We start from the raw sequence: 23,085 nt of genomic DNA, 5'->3' as shown, positions 1-23,085 counted from the left end.
CTTACAATGGCCTGGTGATGATGACATCAAGCAGGAGGTGGCGACATGGCGAGTATTCTTTGTACTGTGAGTGCGCAAATCACACAAAACATCTTTTCGCGCATCGATTTGGAACACTGCGGCTTTTTGGATCAGCGTGCCTTGCAGCGCGCGTTGAAAGACCTCAGTCAAGCAGAGGTGCGCAGTCTGCTCCACAGGTTGGACCAGGATGGGGATGACCGCATTTCCCCTTATGAACTCAATCTGGCGATTATCGACTGGTTGAGTCAGACGCAACTGCAGTCCAGGCAGGCACCGGTCAGTCCTCTGTTTGCCCGATTGGTCAGTGATTACGGTCCTGCGCACTAATCTGTTTGTATCAGGCGCATAGCAGCCGTTTTTAAGCCTCTACCTGGCCGCAATACAGCCAGCGCCCGTCTAGATATTCAAAACGGCTGTGTTCAGTCATGGTCGTCTTCTTTTGCTGACCACTTTGATAAGTCGCCACAAAAGTGACTTCAGCATGGGTGGCATCCTGTTGGTGATGCGCAAGCACCTCGAGTTTTAACCATTTAATTCCCTGCAAATCTGCTTGTGTCAGGCTACTCGGCCGTGTCTCAGTGTGCCAGGTTTGTAAAATATAGTCAGGCAATCTGAGGGCATAAGCGCTGTAGCGAGAGCGCATCAGGCGCTCGGCATCGGGGGCGGGTAAGCCTTGGTGTAAAGGCTGGCAGCAGGCTGCATAAGCATTTCCGCTGTAACAAGGGCAGGCATGTTTCAAATTTGGGTATCCCGGTAAGTAAAATACATTCAGCCGTGATCAGCACTGAATGCTGTTTTAAAATGTTTAAATCTGTTTACTCGTTTGAGAGAAGATTCTAAACTATCGCCCACTCAGGTGTCCTATGCATATTTTTAATTTTCTCCCCGCAAACCGCCGACCATGTTTATGTCGCTGCAATCCTCTGCATGGACACGCTTTCAATCTATCCCCGCTGGTTGCCCCTGTTCTTAAGCATCCTTGAACATCCCTTTGGTTATTTATGCACAAAAAACGGATTGATTGGATGAAGCACGTGAGGTATACGCGGCTTGGCTCTGTCTGGTTATCCTTGAGGGTCGTTGTGTAATGGGGCTGGATGCACTGATGCACAGCGTGCGTTTGATCCGTCAGTCAGCTCGACTGGTGCGACTTCTGGCACGCTGGCAGATGGCCAGGCCGGCTAGAGTTTCAACGCTAGTCTCAGGCATGCGCACAACGACGGTGAGTGTGCTGGTGGCGGTCAGCTTGAGTGCGTGCCTTCATACAGAGATGCCTGCGCTGGATACGCCAGCACCGGCTCAGTGGCGTCAGGCGCACACCACATCGGCCACGCAACTGTCAGCGGCCGAAACAGCGTGGTGGCTTGCATTCAAGGATCCGCTGCTAAACCAGCTCATGCAAACCGCCCTCAAGCAAAATCTTACGCTACAGCAAGCCAGTGAGCGGATCAGCTATGCCCGTTCTTTGCAGGCACATGAGCTGGCGACCGAAAAACCGCAGCTCAGTTTATATGCTGGTCCGAATAGCCTTTCGCGCATGCTTGCAGTGGGCAATAGCTCCTCCGGTCAATCGCGCCATGCCGCTTCTGGGGCATTTCTGGCTGGCTTTGACCTGATTTGGGAGTTGCCTATCTTTGGCCAGGGCGCCGGTCAGCGGCAAATCACGCAGGCTGATTTAAAAATTGCAGAGGCGGACGTCTCCAGCAGGCAATTGTCATTAGCGGCTGAATTGGTCCGCGTTTACGCTGAGCTGGAAGCCGCTGTCCAGCGTGAAAAGCAGTTGGCACTCGCCGAAGCGGGATATGCCAACTTGCGGACACTGTCGAATAAAGGCGTGAGCGGTGGGTTTACTTCTCCAGAAACTGCTGAGTCGTTTATGACGGAAGTTCAGGGTGCCCAGCGCATGCGCAGGCAAAACCGCCTTAACCAGGAAATGGCCTTGCAAAGACTGGCTGTGCTCTGTGGCCAGGCGGAACCAGCTGAGGCTTGGTTGACAGAATTACAGTCACGTCCGGCTGGCAAGCTTGCCGAGGATGTGCAATCCATCTCGTTACCAATGCGCGTCCCTGCAGAAATTATCCGCCAGCGTCCAGATATCAAGATGGCAGAGTCACAGGTATTGAAAGCAACCGGGGCGTTGGGTATCGCCAAATCTGACCTGTATCCAAAATTATCTATTGAGGGCGCTCTGATGGTTGCAGGGCGGGTGACGGGTGAAAGCTTGAGGCACACTGGATCATTGACCTATATTGCCCCTTCTATCAATATCCCCCTGCTGGATTGGGGGTTAAGACGGGAAGTGGTAAATCAGCGTGAGTCGCAACTGCGGGAGGCATTGCTGGCTTACAAGGAGGCTGTATTACTGGCAATTGAAGAAACTGAAAATGCGCTGGTGAATTTTAATGAAAGCCGAGCACAGCTACTGGCGGAAGAGCAAGCTTTGAGCCGGTGGCAGGCACAGTCTGCCAAGTTACAACGTGCGGTGGATGTCGGCTATCTGAGCAAGATGGATGTATTCAAGCAGGATATGCGAAACCAGCAGACCTTATTACAATATATAGACGCCAAACAGGCCTGGATGAGGGGGTATGCTTTTGCAAATAAAGCGCTCTCCGGGACTGTCAGTCTGAATCCTGATCAACAGGCTACGGAAAATACACAATAAGGTACGAATGAACAATCGGCTCATCGATCAATTGCCCCTGTTTTTGCGCACACGTATGGCTTTAGCCATTGTGGTGCTGACCTCGATCTTGATGGTCTGGCACTTTAGCACGCACTCAGAATCTGCCAGACCCAGCAATGCAGGACTGACGGTGACAGCCATCACCGTGGAAAACAAACCGCTCAATTCGACATTGGAGTTGTTTGGTAAAGTGGTTGCGCAGGAGCAGGTGCCGGTGTACGCGGACATGATGCAAGGCCGGATTACCAAAGTGTTAGTTGACGAGGGCGATCACGTCAAGGCCGGTCAGCAACTGGCGGTGGTGGATACCCAATTGGCCAAAGTGCAACGGGTACAATCGCTTGCCAGCAAGCAGCGGGCGATTGTGGCGTTTAGTGAAGCGGAAGCGGCGCTCGATGATGCCAAGAAAACGCTTGACCAGGCGCGGACTGAACGCGTCCGCGGTGAAAAAGTCGCAGAGGATGGGCTGATTTCAAAAGAGTTACTGGAGCAACGTATCCAGACCGAACAGGCCGCAGAGAGCAAGCTTAACACGGCCCGCAACCGTTTAAGGATGGCCTTATCCGATCTGTTGTCAGCCAATGCGCAGGTGGATGAAGCGGATCTCAAAATCAAACAGGCAGAGTTGGTGGCGCCGGTGTCAGGGCTGGTGATTCAAAGAAATGCGGTCGTTGGCCAATTGCTCAGTCAAACCAATCAATCCCAGTTTTTACTGGCCAAAGATGGCACGCTCGAGGTCGACATCGAAACCAGCGCTGAGGTGGCTGCGTCCTTAACGCATGGCATGCCAGTGCAGGTGAAAATCAAGGATGCAGAACGAAGCTATGCTGGCCATATCCGTAAAAAAGGCATCATGGTGCATGATGAAAACCAGATGTTGCATCTCAAGGTTGCTTTTTCCAAGGCCCCGGGGCTGAGCCCAGGACAAGCCGCTACCGTGCTGGTCACCCTGCCGCAACGCAATGCCATCCGTGTGCCAGATAGCGCCATTGCCATAGAAGGCGACCAGTATTATGTCTACAGCGTCGAGCAAGGACATGCCAAGCGCATTGCCGTTACTATTGGGCAGCGTTTGGATGGGGAAGTGGAGATCCTGTCCGGGGTTAGCCCTGGCATGCGCCTCATTGATAAATTTGCCGGGTTTATCCGCGAAGGTGAACCAGTCAACGTCATTGCGGCAGTACACTAAGTGAAATTAAAGCTTTCTTCCTGGGCGATCGCCAACCCTTTGCTGATTGCCTTGGCGACCTTCATCCTGCTTGTTTGGGGCGCGGATTGTTTCCATCGTTTGCCGGTGAACGGCATGCCCACGGTCAGAATTCCAGTCGTCTCGGTATCCATTGCATTGCCGGGCGCCTCCTCCTCAACCATTGAGCGACAGGTGACCATCCCGGTAGAAAATGCTGTGGCCAATATCCCGAATATCAAGCATGTCACGTCCTATATCGAAAACGGCGTCTCGGTCACGCAGATTGAGTTTCGATATGGCACCAATATCCGTACTGTGTTGTCACTGGTGCGCGAGAAAGTTGCCAGCCTACGCCGTCAATGGTCCAGCGATGTGGGAGAACCCCTGATCCAGCAGTCCGAAGATGACAATACGCCATTAATGACCTATGCCTTTCAATCCGGCACGCTTTCACTGCCCTCGCTGACGCAACAGGTAGACAAAGGCCTGGTCAGCGCTTTAATGGCGGTGGAGGGCGTGGAGAAAATTGAACGTCAGGGCGGCTATGACCGCGAAATTCACATTGAGCTGTTACCGGAGAAGCTATATGCACTCGGAGTCAGTGCCGCCACGGTGAATAAGCAAATACAGGCCTATATTGCGCAGGCTCCGGCTGGGCAGTTTAGCCTGGGCAGCAAACAGACATCGCTACGCGTGCAAGGGGATCCGCAATCTGTGGATGCCCTGGCGCATCTGGAAATAGCTGTGGGAGAGCATCACTATGTCACCTTGTCCAGCCTCGGCAATTTACTTGATACCTTCAAACCTGCCCAGCAATTAACGCGGCTTAATCGTCAGCCGGCCATCGGCATTGCCATTTACAGAACGGCGAAAGCAGATGAATTAAAAGTCGCAGAGGCGATTGAGCAGGCCATACAGCGCTGGCAACAGACGCAGCCGCATATCCAGGCCGAGCGGGTGCAGACGCAGATCGACTTTACCAAAAAAACGTACTTTTCTGCCATGATGTCCTTTTTGGAAGGCGTGTTGTTGGCAGGTTTGGTGGTGTACGCCTTTTTGCGCTCCACCCGTGCCACCCTGATTGCCGCTATTGCCATTCCTCTCTCTGTAATCCCAACGTTTATTGTCATGCACTGGCTGGGGTTTTCCTTGAACTTGGTCAGCATGCTCGCCCTGTCACTAGTGTCGGGGGTCTTGGTCGATGATGCGATTGTCGAGATTGAAAACATTATCCGCCATATGGAAAACGGCCAAGCGCCTTATCCAGCCGCCATGCGCGCGGCGGATGAAATTGGCCTGGCCGTGATTGCCACCAGTTTTGCCATTATTGCCGTGTTTGTCCCGGTCAGTTTTATGGGCGGGCTGGTTGGCCAGTATTTCATTCAATTTGGCATCACGGTTGCAACGGCGACTTTTTTCTCCTTATTGGTCGCACGTTTCATCACACCGGTGATGGCCGCCTACTTTCTAAAGTCGACTCCGCCAGTGGCACAGCAAGGCCGCTGGTATCACTTTTATCAAGGATGGTTGGAACAGTCGCTCAAGCATAGACGGATTAGCCTGTTGCTGGTAGGGGTGTTACTGCTGCTTTCGGCCAGTCTGTTACTGATCTTGCCAGCAGACTTTATGCCGCAAGAAGATAAAGCCTTTTTCATGTTGCAGGTGGAGCTGCCTGCGGAAGCACAGTTAAAACAAACCGATGCTGCGATTGAGCAGGTGACTGAAGCCTTGCTAAGCAAGCCTGAGGTCAGCAGCGTCTATTCCTGGATTGGTGGACGTGACGCCGAGACCATGGTTGCAGGACAAGTCAATCGCGCGACCATGATAGTCAAGCTGGTGGCGCGGTCACAGCGCAACATCAGTGTCGATCAGTTCAAGCTGCAAGCGTTATATGAGTTGCGCCGCGTACCCAATATGAGACTGAGTGCCTTAAATGAAAATGGCAGCAAGGCTTTTGGTCTGGTATTAACCGGGCATGACTCGCAACGTTTGTACCGCACTGCGTTGGCACTGGAACATGACATGCGCAAACTGCCGGCGTTTTCTAACGTGTTGTCCACGGTGCCGGCCATGAAAAGCAATCTGGTGGTGACGCCCAAGCCGCATGAAGCAGCGCGCCTGGGCGTCACCACCAGTGCGATTGCCGAGGAGCTGCAGATCGCCTTGAAAGGCGGCAGTGAAGAGCAACTGGCACATGTGTTGCTGGATAATCAGTCCGTCCCGGTCCGCTGTGCTGTCAGAGTGCCTGAACAGTCTGCGCTGGCATTCTTGCGTCAGCTGCCGGTGACGACCAATACCCAGCAGATTGTCGCGCTGGATGCTGTGGCCAATTTGTCATTGATGCATGACTATGCCAGCATCACGCGCTATGACCGTATGCCGCAAATCGTCATTTCTGCCGACCTGAATGGTATTTCCTTGGGCGATGCGATGCAGACGGTGCGGCAATTGCCGACCCTGCAGCAGTTGCCTGCGGGCATCAGCCTCAGTGAAACTGGCGATTCCGAAATGCTGAGTGAAATGTTCAGTACCTTTAGCATGGCCATGCTGAGCGGCTTGTTCCTGGTGTGGATGGTGTTGGTACTGCTGTTCAGAAAGCTCTTGCAGCCCTTCACCATCATGATGGCCTTGCCTTTATCCATCTGTGGCGCGCTATTGGCGCTGGCACTCACCCATCAGGCGCTTTCTCTGCCTGCAGTGATCGGCATCCTCATGTTGATGGGCATCGTCGGCAAAAATGGCATCCTCATTGTCGACGCCATCATTGAATGCCGCTCCGCAGGCTTGTCCAGAGTTGAGGCGATCATTGCCGCCTGCCAGCAGCGTAGCCGACCGATTATCATGACCACGATTGCCATGATTGCGGGCATGCTGCCAGTGATCATAGGCGCCGGGGCGGGGACTGGATTCCGTACGCCCATGGCTTATGCGCTGATAGGGGGGCTGGTGACCTCCACCTTGTTAAGCCTGATTGTCGTACCGCTGATTTATACGCTGATGGATGACCTTGAGCAACGCGTCAAAAGTCGTCTAAACACTGCGCACGAGTAGAAGAAAAACGCCCCGCAAGCGGTGCTTAACGGGGCGAGGACAGAGGCTATACGGATAATAAAGCGATTCGCTAGGCGATTTCGCGCGTTTCCATAAACTGGATATCCGGGTAGCGTTCCTGCGCCATTTGCAGGTTGACGCGGTTGGGTGCCAGGTAGACATAATCATCCGCGCTATCCAGGCCCACGTTAAAGCCATATTTATCTGTAATGGCTTTCAAGTCTGCATCCGAGCCTTTGAGCCAGCGCGCGGTATAGCAGTCATAGGGCTCAAATACCATATCGACGCCGTATTCATGCTCCAGACGGTGTGCCACCACGTCAAACTGCAGCATCCCCACTGCGCCCAAAATCAGGTCATTCGACAGCAGCGGACGGAATAATTGCGCCGCGCCTTCTTCGGATAACTGTTTGAGGCCGATTTGTAACTGCTTCATTTTCATCGGATTTTTAATCCGTGCACGCCGGAAAAATTCAGGCGCAAATGACGGAATGCCAATGAACTTGAGAGCCTCATTTTCGGTAAAGGTATCGCCCAGTTTGATGGTGCCGTGGTTGGGAATACCAATAATGTCACCAGAATAGGCTTCATCCATGATGGTGCGGTCTTGCGCCATAAAGGTGATGGCGTTGTTAACGTTGAGCATCTTGCCAGTGGCGACTTGCTTGATTTTCATGCCGCGTTCAAAGCGGCCAGAGCACACGCGCAAGAAGGCAATGCGGTCACGGTGTTTGGGATCCATATTGGCCTGAATTTTGAAGACAAAGCCGGCAAACTTGTCTTCGTTGGCGGCGACTGCGCGTGTCGCCGTGTTGCGTGCCTGTGGCGGTGGCGATAAATCTACCACTGCATCCAGCAAGGATTGCACGCCAAAGTTGTTCACCGCGGAGCCAAAAAACACTGGCGTTTGCTTGCCGCTCAAATAGCGCTCTTTGTTGAATTCGTTGGAAGCACCGCGGACCAGCTCAATATCAACGCGCAATTCTTGCGCCTGGTAACCAATCAGCTCGTCCAGACGTGGATTATCCAGGCCTTGAATCGTTTCAGAAGTCCCTTTTTCAGCACGGGGATCAAAGAACAGGATGCTGTCATTCACCAGGCTGTAGACGCCGCGGAAGGTCTTGCCCATGCCAATCGGCCAGGTCATGGGCGCGCATTCCATCCCCAAGGTGGTCTCGATTTCATCAAGTAACTCTATCGGTGCGCGGCTTTCACGGTCCAGCTTGTTGATAAAGGTAATGATGGGCGTGTCGCGCATGCGGCAGACATTGAGCAGCTTGATGGTTTGCGCTTCGACGCCATTGACCGAGTCAATGACCATGACGGCCGAGTCCACGGCGGTCAGGGTGCGGTAAGTATCTTCGGAGAAGTCATCGTGGCCGGGGGTATCCAGCAAATTCACCATGTGTTCACGATAGGGAAACTGCATCACAGATGAGGTAACGGAAATGCCGCGTTGTTTTTCCAGTTCCATCCAGTCCGAGGTGGCATGACGGGCGGCTTTACGACCACGCACTTCACCTGCGACCTGAATCGCGCCACCAAACCACAGCAGTTTTTCAGTGAGGGTGGTTTTACCCGCATCCGGGTGCGAAATAATGGCAAAGGTACGGCGGCGTTCAACTTCTTGCTGCAGACTGGACATGAAAAAATAGCGCTTTGGAAAAAAGCGCTATTTTAACCCAGATTTTATATTGGGACTTGAAAAGGCAACGACGTGCAGTTTGATGGGTTTTTGTGCAATTTTTTTGGCAATAGTCATTCTATTGCCAAAAAAATTAAGCAGAAAAGACGCGAACTGCGCAAGTTGACATTCAAGTAGGTCTGCCGCCCAGATATAAAATCTGGGTTGGCTAATCAAACACTTAGCCGGATTATTTTCGCATGAGGAAGATCGCCACCGCTGCGAAAATAATCAGAATAATTAACCCTTCCATCGGCAGCAGAGGGTTAATTGACGGCCTGTTTCAACTGTTCGAGGATGGCCGGGTTATCCAGGGTCGAAATATCAGAAGTGATTTCCTCACCCTTGGCCAGGCTACGCAACAAGCGGCGCATGATTTTGCCCGAACGCGTCTTGGGCAGGTTGTCGCCAAAGCGGATTTCATCCGGCTTGGCAATCGGGCCAATTTCTTTACCGACCCAGTCACGCAATTCGGCCACGATCTTCTTGGCTTCTTCGCCTTCTGGGCGCTTGCCTTTCAGTACGACGTAAGCCACCACAGACTCACCTTTGATCGGATGTGGTTTGCCGACCACGGCAGACTCGGCGACCAAATGGTTGGCGACCAGCGCAGACTCGATTTCCATGGTACCCAGGCGGTGGCCCGACACGTTCAATACGTCATCAATGCGGCCCATGATGGTGAAATTACCGGTGTCGGCGTCACGCACGGCGCCATCCCCAGCCAAGTACAGGTTGCCACCCAGTTCGGTCGGGAAATAGCTGGCTTTGTAACGCTCGGGATCGTTGTAAATGGTGCGGATCATGGAGGGCCACGGCTTTTTGATCACCAGTAGACCGCCATTGCCCCAGGCAATGGCTTTGCCGGTTTCATCTACGACGTCGATATCAATGCCAGGGAAGGGCAGGGTGCAGGAACCTGGCACCAAGGGAGTCGCGCCTGGTAGCGGGGTTATCACATGGCCGCCGGTTTCGGTTTGCCAGAAGGTATCGACAATCGGGCAGCGATTGCCGCCCACTTGTTCGTAGTACCACATCCAGGCTTCGGGGTTGATAGGCTCGCCGACGGTGCCCAGCAAACGCAGGCTGGCTAAATCGAAATGGTTGGGGTGCGTGGTAAAGTCGGTTTCACCGGCTTTGATCAGGGAGCGGATCGCGGTAGGCGCGGTGTAGAACACGCTGACTTTGTGGCGCTGAATCATTTCCCAGAAACGCCCTGCATTCGGATAGGTCGGAATACCTTCAAACACAATCTGGGTCGCCCCCACGGCAAGCGGGCCGTAAGCGACATAGCTGTGACCGGTGATCCAGCCCACATCGGCCGTACACCAGTAAATATCGTTGGGCTTAATATCAAAGGTCCAGCGCATGGTGTTCATCGCGTGCAGCAGATAGCCCGCCGAGCTATGTTGTACGCCTTTGGGTTTACCGGTCGAACCTGAGGTGTAGAGCAGGAACAACGGATGTTCTGCGTCGACCATCACCGGCTCACAAGTATCGGCTTGGCCTGCAATCAGGTCATGCCACCAGACACAGGTGCTATCCCAGGCGACGTCCATGCCGGTTTTCTTGAACACCACCATATGGCGGATGCTGTCACAGCCGCCCATGGCAATGCCTTCGTCGACTGCTTGTTTGAGCGGCAGCGTTTTACCGCCACGGTATTGGCCGTCTGAGGTAATCACCGCCACCGCGCCAGCATCGATAATCCGCTCATTGAGGCTTTTGGCAGAAAAGCCGCCAAACACCACCGAGTGAATAATGCCCAGACGGGCACAGGCCTGCATGGCGACCACGGCTTCAATGCCCATGGGCAGATAGATAATGACGCGGTCACCCTTGACCAGCTTGAGTGACTTGAGGCCATTCGCAAACTGGCAGACCTGGTGGTAGAGTTCTTTGTAGCTCACACTGCGCACATCGCCGTTATCCGCCTCAAAAATAATGGCGGTTTTGTTGGGGATGGTTTGCAGGTGCTTGTCCAGGCAGTTGGCGGACACATTTAACTCGCCATCTTCAAACCATTTGTAGAAGGGGGCATGGTCCTGATTGAGTGTCTTGGTAAACGGTTTGTGCCAGATTAATAGCTCGCGAGCCAGTTTGGCCCAGAATCCTTCGTAATCCTGTGCCGCTTCCTGGCACAGGCGTTGGTATTCCTCCATGCTGCCGATCGCGGCCTGGCTTGAAAACTCTTTGCCCGGCGCGAATACGCGGTGTTCATGAAGTACAGATTCGATAGACATAGCGTCCCCCAAAAATCAATGTCAAAAAATGAAAGTGTGAGCGAACCTCAGGTGTTATTATTTTGGTTCTGATTGACAAACTCTCCGAGCACACATCCCGTTACTAGAGCCACAGCCCATGCAACAGCTTGCCCAAATTCTAACAGAAAAGCAGGTCGCGTCTACAGAGGCCGCCTATTTGCTGCATGCGGCTGCTTGTAGCCCCTTTTTTGCCAGATTCGTTACAAAACATCCAGATTTTGTAACTGATCTGTTAGATAACTTATATAAGACATATAAGACTCAAGATGTCAAAGATCTGTTTTTAATTGAAAAAAATAGTGAAGAATCTGTTTTTCTGCAACAAATCCGCTTGATCAGGCAGCGCTTGATGGCACATTTGATCGTGCGTGACCTGAATGGTCTGGCGGATTTTGCCGAGGTGGTGGAAACCACAAGCGCGCTGGCCGAGTCGGCAATTGCTGCGGCTATCACCTTCTACCACGCCCGCCTGGCTGATATCTATGGTCAGCCTTGCTCAGCCAAGGGCGCGCCGCAGCAACTGATCGTGGTCGGCATGGGCAAGCTGGGCGGGCGTGAATTGAATGTCTCCTCTGATATAGACCTGATTTTTGCCTATGAAGAAGAAGGGAACACCAATGGAGAAAAGTCCATCAGTAACCAGGACTTTTTTACGCGACTGGGTAAAAAGGTCATTGTGGCGCTGGATGAAGTCAGGGCGGAAGGCTTTGTCTTTCGCGTGGATATGCGCTTGCGCCCGTTTGGCTCGGAAGGCGCACTGGTTTGCAACCTCGATGCGCTGGAGGATTACTACCAGAATTATGGGCGGGAGTGGGAGCGTTACGCCTGGATTAAAGGCCGGGTTGTCCATGGGCCAGACGCTGCACTGACCAGGCTGATCAAGCCGTTTGTGTTCCGCAAATATCTGGATTTTAACGCTTATGCCTCCATGCGCGACCTCAAGCTGCAAATTCAGCGCGATGTGCTGCAGCGCAAGCTCTCGGACAATATCAAGCTGGGGCGGGGCGGCATCCGCGAGGTCGAGTTTATCGCGCAGTTGTTCCAGCTGATCCGTGGTGGTCAAGTGCCGGATTTGCAAATCAAGCCGACGCTGGCGGTGCTCGATTGTTTGGCGATGCGCGGCATGTTGCCCGCAGACGAAGTCTCTGCGCTCAAGCAAAGTTACGTCTATCTGCGCAACCTAGAGCATAGACTCATGTACATCGACGATCAGCAAACCCAGGATTTGCCTGAGTCTGAGACCTACCGTGGTTACTTGCTGCAGATGCTCAAGCAGCCGGACTGGTCCAGTTTTATAGTCGAACTCAATTTGCATAGAGACCGCATACAACGTTTTTTTGATGAAACCTTTAAGGACGAACAGCAACAGGATTTACAACAGGAAACGGCTGTTTGGCAAGGGACGCTGAGTGCCGCTGACAGTGAGCAATGGCTGGCTGCGCAAGGCTATACGCGTGGCAGCGATATCGTGCATTTGTTGCAGCAGACGCGGGCGAGCCAACGCATCCAGCAATTGCCCGAACAAAGCCGTCGCCGGCTGGATCAACTGATGCCCTTACTGTTGCGGGAAGCTGCACAGCAACAGAGTACCTCGCCGGATACCGCACTCATTCGTACGCTGGACTTGCTGGAAAGTATTTGCCGCCGTGCCAGCTATCTGGCCTTGTTGGCAGAGTTTCCTGATGCCCTGTCGCTGATCGTCAAACTGTGTGCCGCCAGCCCTTGGATTGCACAGTATGTCTCTGCCCACCCCATTTTGCTGGATGAGTTGCTCAATAAGCAGACCTTGTTCAAGCGACTGGATGCAGCCCAATTGAAAACCGAGCTGCTAAGCCAGATGCAAGCCTTGCACGGCGATATGGAAGCGCAAATGGATGCGATGCGACATTTCAAGCATGCCAGCGTGCTTAAAATTGCGGCACAGGATGTGATGACAGCGTTGTCGCTGGAGGCGATTTCGGACGACTTGAGCGCACTGGCCGACGTGATCTTGCAGGTCAGTTTACAGACCGTGTGGCAAAACCTGGCGATCAAACACCGCGATACGCCCCAGTTCGCCGTGATCGGCTACGGCAAGCTGGGCGGCAAAGAATTAGGCTATCTCTCGGATCTGGATATTATTTTTCTATATGAAGATGACGCGGAGCAGGCCCCGGAGGTCTATGCGCGCTTTGCTCAGCGCCTGAATACCTGGTTTAACACGCTGACCAATGCCGGCTTGCTGTATGAGACCGACTTGCAGTTACGCCCAGATGGCAATAGTGGTTTGCTGGTCAGTACGGTGGCCGCGTTCAGGGAGTATCAGCATCATAAAGCCTGGGTATGGGAGCATCAGGCACTGACGCGTGCACGTTTTGTGGCGGGCTTGGAACACATCGGCGCGGCCTTTGAACAGATCCGCCGTGAGATCATCGTGCAGCCGCGAGATGCAACTGCGCTCAAGCAAGATATTGTGCACATGCGCGAGAAAATGCGCGAAGCCCACAAGTCCAAGCTTGGCCGCTTTGATCTCAAGCAAGGGTCAGGCGGCATTATTGATGTCGAGTTTATGGTGCAATATCTGGTGTTATTGCACGGGGCTAAGCATCCCGGCCTGGCCGAAAATATTGGCAATATCGGCTTGCTGGAGCGTTGTGCCGAATTGGGGCTGATTGACTCCGCAACCATGGCGGAAGCGGTGGCGACAGCCTACCGGGAATACCGGAGACTGATCCATCACACCAAATTGCAAGGGCAAGAAGCCATCGTTGAGGATACGGAATTGTTACCGCAGAGAACCGTGGTCAAGGCACTTTGGCAGCAGTTACTGGGGCAGCAGTTGCTGGGCCAGGTCTGACTGACAAACGCTTTATTCGCCTGCATTCCAGGCTTGCGCGTCTGTGACGGGTGGTTGCCATTGACTGTTGTAGCAAATCACCCGGTTACGTCCGGTTTGCTTGGCCTGATAAAGGGCCAGGTCGGCATGCTTATAAAGCAATTCATAGGCATAAATCGTTTCATTCGCGCACGAAATACCTATGCTGATCGTCGTGCTGAATTCATGGCCGCCCTGTGGGGTAAAAAAGCGTAACTCTGCGATCGAGGTACGGATGCGTTCAGCAATCACGCGCGCTTCTTCGGCTGTTGTGGCGGGTAAGACCACGGCAAACTCCTCACCGCCCAGTCTACCTAGCAAGTCCTTGTCGCGGATGGCATTTTCAATCGTCCGTGAACAGGCAATCAGCACCTGGTCGCCTTGCGGATGGCCGTAAGAGTCATTGATCACTTTAAAGAAATCAATATCCAGCATCAGGAAGCACAGTGGTGCACCGGTATGGTCTGCTTGTTGCAGTATGGCTTTGGCACGGTTATAAAAAGAGTGGCGGTTGGGGATTTGCGTCAGGCTGTCTATGGTAGCCTCTTTTTCTGCTTTGTCTTTTGCCTGCTGCAACGCCCGGGTTCTGATTTTTACTTGATCTTCCAGCGAATGGTTCAGGCGTTGCATCTCATTGCGGTATTGTTGCAAGCTGCCAGACATGCTTTTGAACATCCTCGCCAGCTTGCCAATCTCGTTTTGCAACTTAAAGGGCAAGGGTAGGGTATGGTTGGTGATTTTTTCATACTGCTGTGCTTCAATGGCGCTGGAGGCCGCCATAAACGTCTCCAGCGGTTGAATGACTTTTTTCTTCATCACCAGATACAGCATGATCAGCTCTATCACCAATGCCAGTACACTGACAATCAGGATAAACCTGGCGGCACTCATGGACGGTGCAGACAATAAAGATTTTGGGTAGACCGTGACAAACCACCAGCCAGGGCCTTCTATTTGTGTGGCTGCCAGAAATGCGTCATCATCCTCAACAATAAAATAAGCCTGCTGCCTGTTTTTGATGGATTGAGTCAGCACCTGAAACTGCTGGCTCAAATGCCCGTCTTTGAGGTCAGGGATCATCAGCATGCCCCGTGTACGGTTCATTTCTGTCTCTTTGGCCGGGTGCGCAATCAAGCGCCCATCTTCGCGGAAGATAAAATTGTAGGTCCCTGACAGATGGTCATTAAACACGCGGTCAAACAGGGCATTGAGCAAAATGTCATGCCCCACATTCAGCGTGTTTGTCTCAGTGATATCAATAGGGGTCTCCAGTGACACCATCCATTCATTGGCGGTCGGGTCAAAGTAGAGGCCAGTCCAGACACTCTTGCGCTCAGGATTGCGCTGCCGGGTGGTGATGTAAACCCACTCTTCAGTGAGAACATCCAGTTTGCTACTGGCGTTGTCAGCCCAACGCATGCCTGGCCAGTACACAATATTGACATTTTCTGGCATGGAGACATACAGGTTGGCAAACTGCTTGGTCCACGACGTGCCAAAGTGATCGACCATGACATACGACAGAAGTAATTTCTTCCTGAAATCCTTATTGGCAATCGGGGCCTTGGCGCCGATATATGCGGTGACGTCTTTGCTGATCAGGCCGGATTGATTATAAAAGCCATCGTAGGCTTTTTTTTGCAGGTGTATGGTGTGGTCTGGCATGCGCTGGAAGACTTGCCAGAAGAAGCGGTCATTGTAGAAAAAATCTTGTTGCCAGTGCGCGAGAAAGGTGGCCCTGAAAATCTGGTGATTGGACTCGGCCAACTTGAAAATGGCACTTTCACGCTGGCCGCGTTCCTGAATGTAATGTTCTAGGCCATCAATGGTGGAGGCCACCAGCGTTTTGTAGATGTGCCAGTAAGTGAGCGCACTGACCGCGACGATGACGATGCTGACCCTGATCGCCATTTGCAACATGACATCCAGCGTCAGCGATTGTTTGTGGTTGAGCAGGCGCTTCATCAGGCGGTCCAGTCTGATTTGCAGAAAAATGAAGCCGAGACTGAATCTGAATTCAGGAAGTCTGCCACAGGTTTGTTGCTGCCATGCATCATCACTCAAATATACTGCTTTTGTTTATTGTTATGTCCACACTGATATGAACAGTGGATTTGCATCCCTTGGATTAACATACACCTGCCGCAAGCAGGAAGCAATCATAATGTGAGAGAAAGTGGCGATTTAAAATAAATTAATGCAGGTGCCTTTGCTGCCTGTGAGCGGACTGACTATGGTCAGCGTTTAAGGTAGCTAATCGTGTTAGCAGCCCCAGCGCAAGCCAGCGGTATGCACTGGGCTGTCCCAGTGCTTTAGGATTTCCTGATCCAGCAGGCAAACCGTGATTGAGGCGCCTGCCATGTCAATGGCGGTGGTGTAGTTGCCAACCAGACTGCGGGTGACTTGATAACCTTTGGCGGTCAGCTGTTCTGCGGCTGCGTGATAAATCAGGTATAACTCCATTAGCGGTGTCGCGCCCAGGCCATTCACCAAAAGCAGGATATCGCCCGCACCAGGCAGTTGCTTGGCTTCAATATCATGCACAATCGCGGCGACCATGTCCGTGACGATGGCGTCTGCTGCATGCATGGCTTCACGGCGGCGACCTGGTTCACCATGGATGCCTACCCCCATTTCAATTTCAGCTTCAGTGATATCGAAGGTGGGTCTCCCTGCCGCAGGAACCGTGCAGCTGGTCAGGGCGACGCCTATGCTGGAAGTGCGTAGATTGATTTTATCGCCAAGCGCCTTGCAGGCAGCGAGGTCAGCGCCGCTTTCCGCCAGGCTACCGACGCATTTTTCGACAATGACGGTGCCTGCCACGCCGCGGCGACCTGAGGTATAGGTGCTATTGACGACGGCACAGTCATCCGAGGTCAGCACCGTGGCATGCTCAAACGGCAGCATTTCAGCCGCCATTTCAAAATTCATGACATCCCCGGCGTAGTTTTTCACGATAAACAGGACGCCTTTATCCGCATGCACCGCTTCGGCTGCCGCCAGCATCTGATCTGGGGTAGGTGAGGTGAATACCTGGCCTGGACAGGCGGCATCCAGCATGCCTTTGCCCACATAGCCCGCGTGCAAAGGTTCATGGCCTGAACCGCCACCGGAAATCAGCACGACCTTGTTTTGTGCTTTTTGTTTGCGGCTGACAAAGGTCGGCTCAAATTGCACTTGCACCAGCTCGCGATGTGCAGTGGCAAAGCCAGTCAGACTTTCAGTCAGCATCTGGTCAACCTGATTTAAAAATTTTTTCATTTTTCGCTCCGTGATTAAAACCGTGCACAGCTGGCTAAGCTAAGCCTGATACCCAGTGCGCCGCGTAGAGGGGTGAGTGGGGCAAACTTGATCTGCAATGCCCTTAACCGGCAAGCACGAGATCGCATACTGCATGAATCATGACCTGGCAGCTTTTTGCCCCCGCATCGAGATGACCAATGGCGCGCTCACCCAATCCAGCCGCGCGACCTTTGGTGGCCAGCATATTGCGCGTGGACTCAAGACCTTCACTGGCTGTCTTTTTCAGGGCGGCTGCAATTTCCGGGCGGGTGTGGCCTTGTTCTGCCATGTGTTTAAAGGTCTGGGCGACGGGGACCAGCACATCCAGCATGGTTTTTTCACCGGTCTGGGCTTTGCCCCGTTGCATAATGGCTTGTACACCAGCGTCAAATGCGGCGGCAAGGTGGTTGATGCTGATTGCTTCACTGGTTTTAAGCGATTTGCCCATGGCCATAAAAAAGCTTGCAAATAACGGCCCAGATGCCCCGCCTATGGTGCTCAGTAATTTCATGCCAATTTTATTCAGGGCATCAGATGCGTCTAGGCCATTGAGTTCGTTTGCCAGTCCTGCAATCGCTTCACAGCCACGCTTCATATTAATGTAGTGGTCGCCATCGCCTATTTCGCGGTCCAGGCATTCGATATCCGCTTCATGCGCAACAATTGCCTCGCGTATCGCCGAGGCATAACGATTGATAGAGTTAGTATCCATATCTCTGTCTGTCAGTTAGAAAGTTTGTAGGTGCATGTTACTCACAGCCATCGGGCTCGGCAAGCTGGCTGAGGGAGGCGTCAGCGATTTTGAATAACAGGGTGGTCGTTTTGCAGACAAGCGTTTAAAATAGCGCCGCTGTCCTCGTGGTGAAACAGGATATCACCAGCCCCTCCTAAGGGCTAGTTTCAGGTTCGAGTCCTGACGGGGACGCCAGCTTAGCTGGAAATGCTTAAGTGCTTGATAGTATTCGGATTAAGCGCTATAATTTTGGATTGACTTTTTTGTCAAACACTTGCTTGCAATCACATTGGGTGCCGTTAAATACGGTGTTTTTGATTGCAAGTTTATGAATAACCCTTTGAATGGAAAGATAAAATCATGTCCGTGACTATGCGTCAAATGTTGGAGGCCGGTGTTCACTTTGGTCACCAAACTCGTTACTGGAACCCGAAAATGGCAGAGTTCATTTTTGGCGATCGTAACAAAATTCATATTGTTAACCTGGAAAAAACCCTGCCACTGTTTGAAGAAGCACAGAAATATGTGCGCACTTTGGCAGCAAACAAGGGCCGTATTCTGTTTGTGGGCACCAAGCGTCAAGCCCGCGATATCGTGAAAGAAGAAGCACAGCGCGCTGGTTGTTCGTATGTGAACCATCGCTGGTTGGGTGGTATGCTGACCAACTTCAAAACCGTGAAGCAATCTATCAAGCGTTTGCAAGACTTTGAAGCCATGATGATTGATGGCAGCATCGACAAGTTCGGTAAAAAAGAAGCTTTGGGCATCAAGCGTGAAATCGAAAAGCTGGAGCGTTCCATCGGTGGTATTAAAGAGATGGGTGGCTTGCCAGATGCGATTTTTGTGATCGACGTTGGTCATGAAAGCGGCGCGATTACTGAAGCACGTAAACTGGGTATTCCAGTGATTGGTATCGTGGATACCAACAACTCACCAGATGGCATCACTTATGTCATCCCTGGTAACGATGACTCTTCACGCGCAATCCGCTTGTACGCACGTGGCATGGCTGATGCCGTGTTGGAAGGTCGTGCAAACGCGATTTCTGAAATCGTGAAGGCTGCACAGGAAGAAGCTGCACCTGCTGAGGCAGTGGCTGAGTAATTCCCGGTGGCATGAAAAGGGGCGCATCGCCCCTTTTTCTATTGTGTCTTCTGTTGCATAGGCTGACAGAATGGGCACGTAAATGCGCTGGTGTCTGGCGCAATCTGGCTGTCACACAGTCTCTGTATAGTGAAAAGAATATTGATGGCGGCCGCTCAGGTCGTTGAATAAAAGGAGCAAATAAATGGCTGAAATTACCGCAAGCATGGTGAAAGACTTACGTGAGCGCACCGATGCCCCAATGATGGACTGTAAAAAGGCTTTGACAGAAGCTGAAGGCGATATGGCTCGTGCGGAAGAAATTCTGCGTGTACGCTTTGGTAACAAGGCAAGCAAAGCGGCTGGTCGTGTGGCTGCAGAAGGCACCGTAGGCATCAGCATTACCGCTGATGGCAAACTGGGTACACTGATCGAAGTGAACTCTGAAACTGACTTCTGCGCCAAGAACGAAGAATTCCTCAAGTTTGTAAGCGACTTGGCACAAACTGTGAACGAAAACAATCCTGCTGACATTGACGCGGTAGGGGCTTTACCATTGCGTGGCGAAACAGCGGAGTCTGTGCGTGCGCAACTGGTTGGTAAAATTGGCGAAAACATCACCCCACGTCGTTTTGTGCGTACACAAGCACAAGGCCAATTGTTCAGCTATGTGCATGGTAGCAAAATTGGTGTGCTGGTTGATCTGGTGGGTGGTGACGAAGCGCTGGGTAAAGACATTGCAATGCATATTGCTGCAGCCAAACCAAAATCGCTGGATGCCAGTGGTGTGGATGCTGCGCTGATTGAAGCCGAGCGTCGTGTGGCTATCGAAAAAGCCAAAGAAGCTGGCAAGCCAGAAGCCATGCTGGAAAAAATTGCAGAAGGTACGGTGCAGAAGTTCTTGAAAGAAGTGACTTTGCTGAGCCAGGCCTTTGTGAAAGATGACAAGCTGAGCATTGAGCAATTGCTGAAATCCAAAGGGGCAAGCGTGGCTTCTTTCAGCATGTACATCGTGGGTGAAGGCATTGAAAAAGCCGTAGTCGATTACGCGGCTGAAGTGGCTGCTGCTGCAAAAGTCTAATTGACTGGCTAGTAGCGTCTCACAAAAAGTGGAATCTTAGGATTCCACTTTTTTTATGGCTGAATTTTGTTTTATGGCTGAATTTTGGTTTTTATGGATCAGCCTTGTGGTTTTACCGCGAATCACTAGTTTTATTTCTAATTGCGCCTGCAACATCCAAAAAATGACGTTTTTGTGATTAAATAGGCACATTTTTGAGTTTGGGAAAATAATTATGGCACAACCTGTTTTCAAGCGCATATTACTCAAGTTATCAGGTGAAGCGCTGATGGGCGATGACGCATATGGCATTAATCGCGAAACAGTGACGGCTATTGTTGCGCAAGTCAAAGAAATCGTCAGTATGGGCGTACAGGTAGGCATAGTCATCGGCGGTGGCAATATTTTTCGCGGTGTTGCCCCTGCCGCAGAGGGTATGGACCGGGCAACTGCGGATTACATGGGTATGCTGGCCACGGTGATGAACGCGATGGCCTTGCAGGATGCCATGAAGCACGCAGGCTTGCCAGCACGTGTGCAGAGTGCATTGAATATTGAGGCGGTCGCTGAGCCTTATATCCGCGGTAAAGCCATTCGTTACCTGGAAGAAGGTAAGGTGGTGATTTTTGGCGCGGGTACCGGGAATCCGTTTTTTACCACGGACACGGCAGCTGCTTTGCGCGGCGTTGAGATTGATGCCGAAATTGTATTGAAGGCGACCAAGGTCGATGGCATTTACACGGCAGATCCGAAAAAAGATCCGACAGCGACCCGTTATGATATGGTGACCTACGACGAGGCGATCAATAAAAACCTCAAAGTGATGGATGCAACTGCATTTACGCTGTGCCGAGATCAGAAAATGCCGATTGCGGTATTCAGTATCTTTAAAGAAGGCGCGTTGAAGCGTGTCATTCTGGGTGAAAATGAAGGTACACGCGTGATGGCTTAAGCCCCGCGTGTCGATTGGAGAATCAAATGGTTGAAGACATTAAAAAATCTGCCGAGCAGAAAATGCATAAATCGCTGGAATCCCTGAAAGTGGATCTGGCAAAAATCCGTACTGGCCGTGCACACACCGGCTTGCTGGATCATGTGATGGTGGAGTATTACGGCTCTATGGTGGCAGTCAATCAAGTTGCGAATGTCAATTTGGGTGATGCACGTACCTTGAATGTGCAGCCCTATGAGAAAAACATGATTGCCAAAGTTGAAAAAGCGATTAGAGACTGTGATTTAGGCCTGAACCCGGCCACCAATGGTGATTTGATTCGCGTACCTATGCCTATGTTGACCGAAGAGCGTCGCCGCGACCTCGCCAAAATTGTGCGTCAGGAAGGCGAGGGCGCCAAAGTGGCGATCCGTAATGTGCGCCGTGATGCAAACGATGCTCTGAAAAAACTGATTAAAGACAAAGCCATTTCTGAAGATGATGAGCGCCGCGCACAAGAGGAAGTGCAAAAAATGACAGACAAAGCTGTGGCGGAAGTCGATAAAATTCTGCAACAAAAAGAAGCGGACCTGATGGCTGTTTAACAGCCATTTGCGCGAACGGAAACTGTTTTGGGTTTTTTCTCCAGCTCTACCAAAGAAGTCCCGCCTGTTCAGGAAGTGCCCCAGCACGTCGCCGTCATTATGGATGGCAATGGGCGCTGGGCCAAAAAACGTTTTTTGCCCCGTGTCGCCGGGCATCAACGTGGCCTGGAATCTGTGCGCGCCATGGTCAAGGCCTGTGTCCGGCTGCAAATCAACTACCTCACCCTGTTTGCGTTTAGCAGTGAAAACTGGCGCCGCCCGCAGGAGGAAGTGACTTTTTTGATGAGCCTGTTTCTGGAGGCCCTGGACCGCGAAGTCAAGAAACTGCATGATGCCAACGTGATCCTGAAACTGATTGGTGATCGTAGTGCCTTTAACGCGGCATTACAGCAAAAAATGATCGAGGCCGAAGCGAAAACGGCTGCCAATACCGGACTGGTGTTGACGATTGCTGTCAATTACGGTGGGCGCTGGGATGTGGTCAATGCCATGAACCAGTTAATGCAGACACGGCCCGACCTCAAGCAGATCGAGGAGTGTGATCTGCTGCCTTACCTTTCCATGCCATATGCGCCAGAGCCGGATTTGTTTATCCGCACTGGTGGTGAAACCCGCATCAGTAATTTTTTACTCTGGCAGTTGGCTTACACGGAATTGTACTTTACGCCCACCTTGTGGCCCGATTTTGATGATGACGCCTTTGAAGCCGCACTCTCTTCATACCGTCAACGTGAACGCCGCTTTGGCCGCACCAGTGAGCAACTGGTTGATGGTAGCGACGCCTAGAGAGACTAAAAGCAAGGATATGCTAAAAACAAGAATTGTGACTGCGGTTATCTTGCTGGGATTGTTTTTGCCAGCCTTATTTTTGCTGCCATTGCTGGCTTGGGCCCTGATTATGTTGGGGTTGTCGCTAGTCTGCCTGCGTGAATGGTCTGGCTTTTTGCAGTTTAATCGTGTGCAAACCGCGCTGTATCTGGCAATTTCTAGTCTGGCAGGCGTAATCCTGTTGTTTGGTCTGCTTAACTTGGGCTTTCACTGGTTTTTTTATCAATCGTTACAGGTCTTTGCACTTGCCAGCCTATTCTGGCTATTGATTGTGCCAGTGGCCTTGTACTTCAATATTTTTTTTAACAGTGCCTTTGTGAATGCATGGGTGGGTGCCGGACTGATGCTGTCGTTATGGATGGCGTTGGTTGTCGCAAAAGCGGTGAATCCCTATGTGCTGCTGGTGATTATTTCCACCATTTGGCTGGCTGACAGTGCGGCTTATTTTGCGGGTAAACAATTTGGCCGTCACAAACTGGCGCCAGCCATCAGTCCAGGCAAAACCTGGGAAGGCGTGCTTGGGGCGTTAATCGCCGTCACAGGCTATGCGGGGATTTTGTATGGCAGCGGCTGGGTGGCTACAGGCTGGATTTTCCCAGGCTTGTGGCTGGTGACGGTGGTGGGTATTTATGGCGATTTGTTTGAGTCATTTTTCAAGCGCCGAGCCAACCTCAAGGATAGTGGACAGTTTTTGCCTGGGCATGGCGGCTTGCTGGATCGGGTCGATGGCGTTGTGCCAGCGTTGCCGGTCGGGCTGTGTCTGCTGTTCTGGTTTCACTTCTGCGCGCAAGCTCATTCATTTTAAGAGGTTGAT

Annotated in this window: 17 protein-coding genes and 1 tRNA gene; 12 read left to right on the top strand and 6 right to left on the bottom strand. The window is 52.0% G+C overall.

The annotated features are described in order from the left end of the window. Positions 1-45: 45 nt before the first annotated feature. Positions 46-348: an EF-hand domain-containing protein gene (locus INP77_RS06110; RefSeq protein ID WP_194748130.1), complete on the top strand. Its 303-nt coding sequence runs from the start codon at positions 46-48 to the stop codon at positions 346-348. Positions 349-379: 31 nt separating this feature from the next. On the opposite strand, the gene INP77_RS06105 is transcribed toward INP77_RS06110, so the two are convergent. Then, positions 380-760, bottom strand: coding sequence for a YchJ family protein (locus INP77_RS06105; RefSeq protein WP_194748128.1), 381 nt, complete (start codon positions 758-760; stop codon positions 380-382). A 366-nt stretch (positions 761-1,126) separates the two neighbouring features. Between INP77_RS06105 and INP77_RS06100 the strand changes: the two genes are divergently transcribed. The 3 genes from INP77_RS06100 to INP77_RS06090 are packed head-to-tail and all read left to right on the top strand — an operon-like array spanning position 1,127 to position 6,947. Then, the gene (locus tag INP77_RS06100; protein WP_194748126.1) at positions 1,127-2,686 is read left to right on the top strand and encodes a TolC family protein; all 1,560 of its coding nucleotides are present in this window, start codon (positions 1,127-1,129) and stop codon (positions 2,684-2,686) included. Positions 2,687-2,693: 7 nt separating this feature from the next. Continuing rightward, positions 2,694-3,896, top strand: a complete 1,203-nt coding sequence (locus INP77_RS06095; RefSeq protein ID WP_194748124.1) for an efflux RND transporter periplasmic adaptor subunit — start codon at positions 2,694-2,696, stop codon at positions 3,894-3,896. Further along, complete coding sequence (locus INP77_RS06090; protein ID WP_194748122.1) at positions 3,897-6,947, top strand: efflux RND transporter permease subunit; 3,051 nt, start codon at positions 3,897-3,899, stop codon at positions 6,945-6,947. Positions 6,948-7,017: 70 nt separating this feature from the next. Here INP77_RS06090 and INP77_RS06085 read toward each other — a convergent pair whose 3' ends face one another. Further along, a complete protein-coding gene (locus INP77_RS06085) occupies positions 7,018-8,592 on the bottom strand; it encodes a peptide chain release factor 3 (RefSeq protein WP_194748120.1) in 1,575 nt (524 codons plus the stop codon). A gap of 305 nt (positions 8,593-8,897) precedes the next feature. Then, a complete protein-coding gene (acs, locus tag INP77_RS06080; RefSeq protein WP_194748119.1) occupies positions 8,898-10,874 on the bottom strand; it encodes an acetate--CoA ligase in 1,977 nt (658 codons plus the stop codon). Between the two features lie 118 nt (positions 10,875-10,992). Here acs and glnE point away from each other — a divergent pair, with 118 nt between their 5' ends. Next, positions 10,993-13,731, top strand: a complete 2,739-nt coding sequence (glnE, locus tag INP77_RS06075) for a bifunctional [glutamate--ammonia ligase]-adenylyl-L-tyrosine phosphorylase/[glutamate--ammonia-ligase] adenylyltransferase (protein ID WP_194748117.1) — start codon at positions 10,993-10,995, stop codon at positions 13,729-13,731. 12 nt (positions 13,732-13,743) lie between these two features. Here glnE and INP77_RS06070 read toward each other — a convergent pair whose 3' ends face one another. The 3 genes from INP77_RS06070 to dhaL form a co-directional block, all read right to left on the bottom strand. Then, complete coding sequence (locus tag INP77_RS06070) at positions 13,744-15,813, bottom strand: GGDEF domain-containing protein (protein WP_228518753.1); 2,070 nt, start codon at positions 15,811-15,813, stop codon at positions 13,744-13,746. A 198-nt stretch (positions 15,814-16,011) separates the two neighbouring features. Beyond that, positions 16,012-17,010 carry a dihydroxyacetone kinase subunit DhaK gene (gene dhaK, locus INP77_RS06065; protein ID WP_194748114.1) on the bottom strand — a complete coding sequence of 333 codons (999 nt, stop codon included), beginning with the start codon at positions 17,008-17,010 and terminating at the stop codon, positions 16,012-16,014. A 103-nt stretch (positions 17,011-17,113) separates the two neighbouring features. After that, positions 17,114-17,743: a dihydroxyacetone kinase subunit DhaL gene (dhaL, locus tag INP77_RS06060; protein WP_194748112.1), complete on the bottom strand. Its 630-nt coding sequence runs from the start codon at positions 17,741-17,743 to the stop codon at positions 17,114-17,116. Between the two features lie 140 nt (positions 17,744-17,883). Here dhaL and INP77_RS06055 point away from each other — a divergent pair. From INP77_RS06055 to INP77_RS06025, 7 genes are all read left to right on the top strand, one after another. Beyond that, positions 17,884-17,959, top strand: a tRNA-Arg gene (locus INP77_RS06055). A 165-nt stretch (positions 17,960-18,124) separates the two neighbouring features. Then, positions 18,125-18,868 (top strand): 30S ribosomal protein S2, encoded by a 744-nt coding sequence (rpsB, locus tag INP77_RS06050; RefSeq protein WP_194748110.1) that lies wholly within the window; start codon positions 18,125-18,127, stop codon positions 18,866-18,868. A 184-nt stretch (positions 18,869-19,052) separates the two neighbouring features. Continuing rightward, positions 19,053-19,928, top strand: coding sequence for a translation elongation factor Ts (gene tsf / locus INP77_RS06045; RefSeq protein ID WP_194748109.1), 876 nt, complete (start codon positions 19,053-19,055; stop codon positions 19,926-19,928). A gap of 214 nt (positions 19,929-20,142) precedes the next feature. Continuing rightward, positions 20,143-20,859: a UMP kinase gene (gene pyrH, locus INP77_RS06040; protein WP_194748107.1), complete on the top strand. Its 717-nt coding sequence runs from the start codon at positions 20,143-20,145 to the stop codon at positions 20,857-20,859. Between the two features lie 26 nt (positions 20,860-20,885). Then, positions 20,886-21,443, top strand: a complete 558-nt coding sequence (frr, locus tag INP77_RS06035) for a ribosome recycling factor (RefSeq protein ID WP_194748105.1) — start codon at positions 20,886-20,888, stop codon at positions 21,441-21,443. A 27-nt stretch (positions 21,444-21,470) separates the two neighbouring features. Continuing rightward, a complete protein-coding gene (gene uppS / locus INP77_RS06030; protein ID WP_194748103.1) occupies positions 21,471-22,229 on the top strand; it encodes a polyprenyl diphosphate synthase in 759 nt (252 codons plus the stop codon). Positions 22,230-22,248: 19 nt separating this feature from the next. Next, complete coding sequence (locus tag INP77_RS06025; RefSeq protein ID WP_194748101.1) at positions 22,249-23,076, top strand: phosphatidate cytidylyltransferase; 828 nt, start codon at positions 22,249-22,251, stop codon at positions 23,074-23,076. Positions 23,077-23,085: the final 9 nt, after the last annotated feature.

It is taken from the genome of Methylophilus sp. 13 (assembly GCF_015354335.1).
GTDB lineage: Bacteria > Pseudomonadota > Gammaproteobacteria > Burkholderiales > Methylophilaceae > Methylophilus > Methylophilus glucosoxydans.
This window is presented reverse-complemented; position numbering and strand designations above follow the sequence as displayed.

What these genes read in the sequence shown, in the direction of transcription:
- INP77_RS06110 (WP_194748130.1), top strand. Translation starts at nt 46, where the DNA reads ATGGCGAGTATTCTTTGTACTGTGAGTGCGCAAATCACACAAAACATC.
- dhaL (WP_194748112.1), bottom strand. Translation starts at nt 17,743, where the DNA reads ATGGATACTAACTCTATCAATCGTTATGCCTCGGCGATACGCGAGGCA.
- dhaK (WP_194748114.1), bottom strand. Translation starts at nt 17,010, where the DNA reads ATGAAAAAATTTTTAAATCAGGTTGACCAGATGCTGACTGAAAGTCTG.
- INP77_RS06100 (WP_194748126.1), top strand. Translation starts at nt 1,127, where the DNA reads ATGCACAGCGTGCGTTTGATCCGTCAGTCAGCTCGACTGGTGCGACTT.
- frr (WP_194748105.1), top strand. Translation starts at nt 20,886, where the DNA reads ATGGTTGAAGACATTAAAAAATCTGCCGAGCAGAAAATGCATAAATCG.
- glnE (WP_194748117.1), top strand. Translation starts at nt 10,993, where the DNA reads ATGCAACAGCTTGCCCAAATTCTAACAGAAAAGCAGGTCGCGTCTACA.
- INP77_RS06085 (WP_194748120.1), bottom strand. Translation starts at nt 8,592, where the DNA reads ATGTCCAGTCTGCAGCAAGAAGTTGAACGCCGCCGTACCTTTGCCATT.
- INP77_RS06095 (WP_194748124.1), top strand. Translation starts at nt 2,694, where the DNA reads ATGAACAATCGGCTCATCGATCAATTGCCCCTGTTTTTGCGCACACGT.
- acs (WP_194748119.1), bottom strand. Translation starts at nt 10,874, where the DNA reads ATGTCTATCGAATCTGTACTTCATGAACACCGCGTATTCGCGCCGGGC.
- pyrH (WP_194748107.1), top strand. Translation starts at nt 20,143, where the DNA reads ATGGCACAACCTGTTTTCAAGCGCATATTACTCAAGTTATCAGGTGAA.
- INP77_RS06025 (WP_194748101.1), top strand. Translation starts at nt 22,249, where the DNA reads ATGCTAAAAACAAGAATTGTGACTGCGGTTATCTTGCTGGGATTGTTT.
- tsf (WP_194748109.1), top strand. Translation starts at nt 19,053, where the DNA reads ATGGCTGAAATTACCGCAAGCATGGTGAAAGACTTACGTGAGCGCACC.
- rpsB (WP_194748110.1), top strand. Translation starts at nt 18,125, where the DNA reads ATGTCCGTGACTATGCGTCAAATGTTGGAGGCCGGTGTTCACTTTGGT.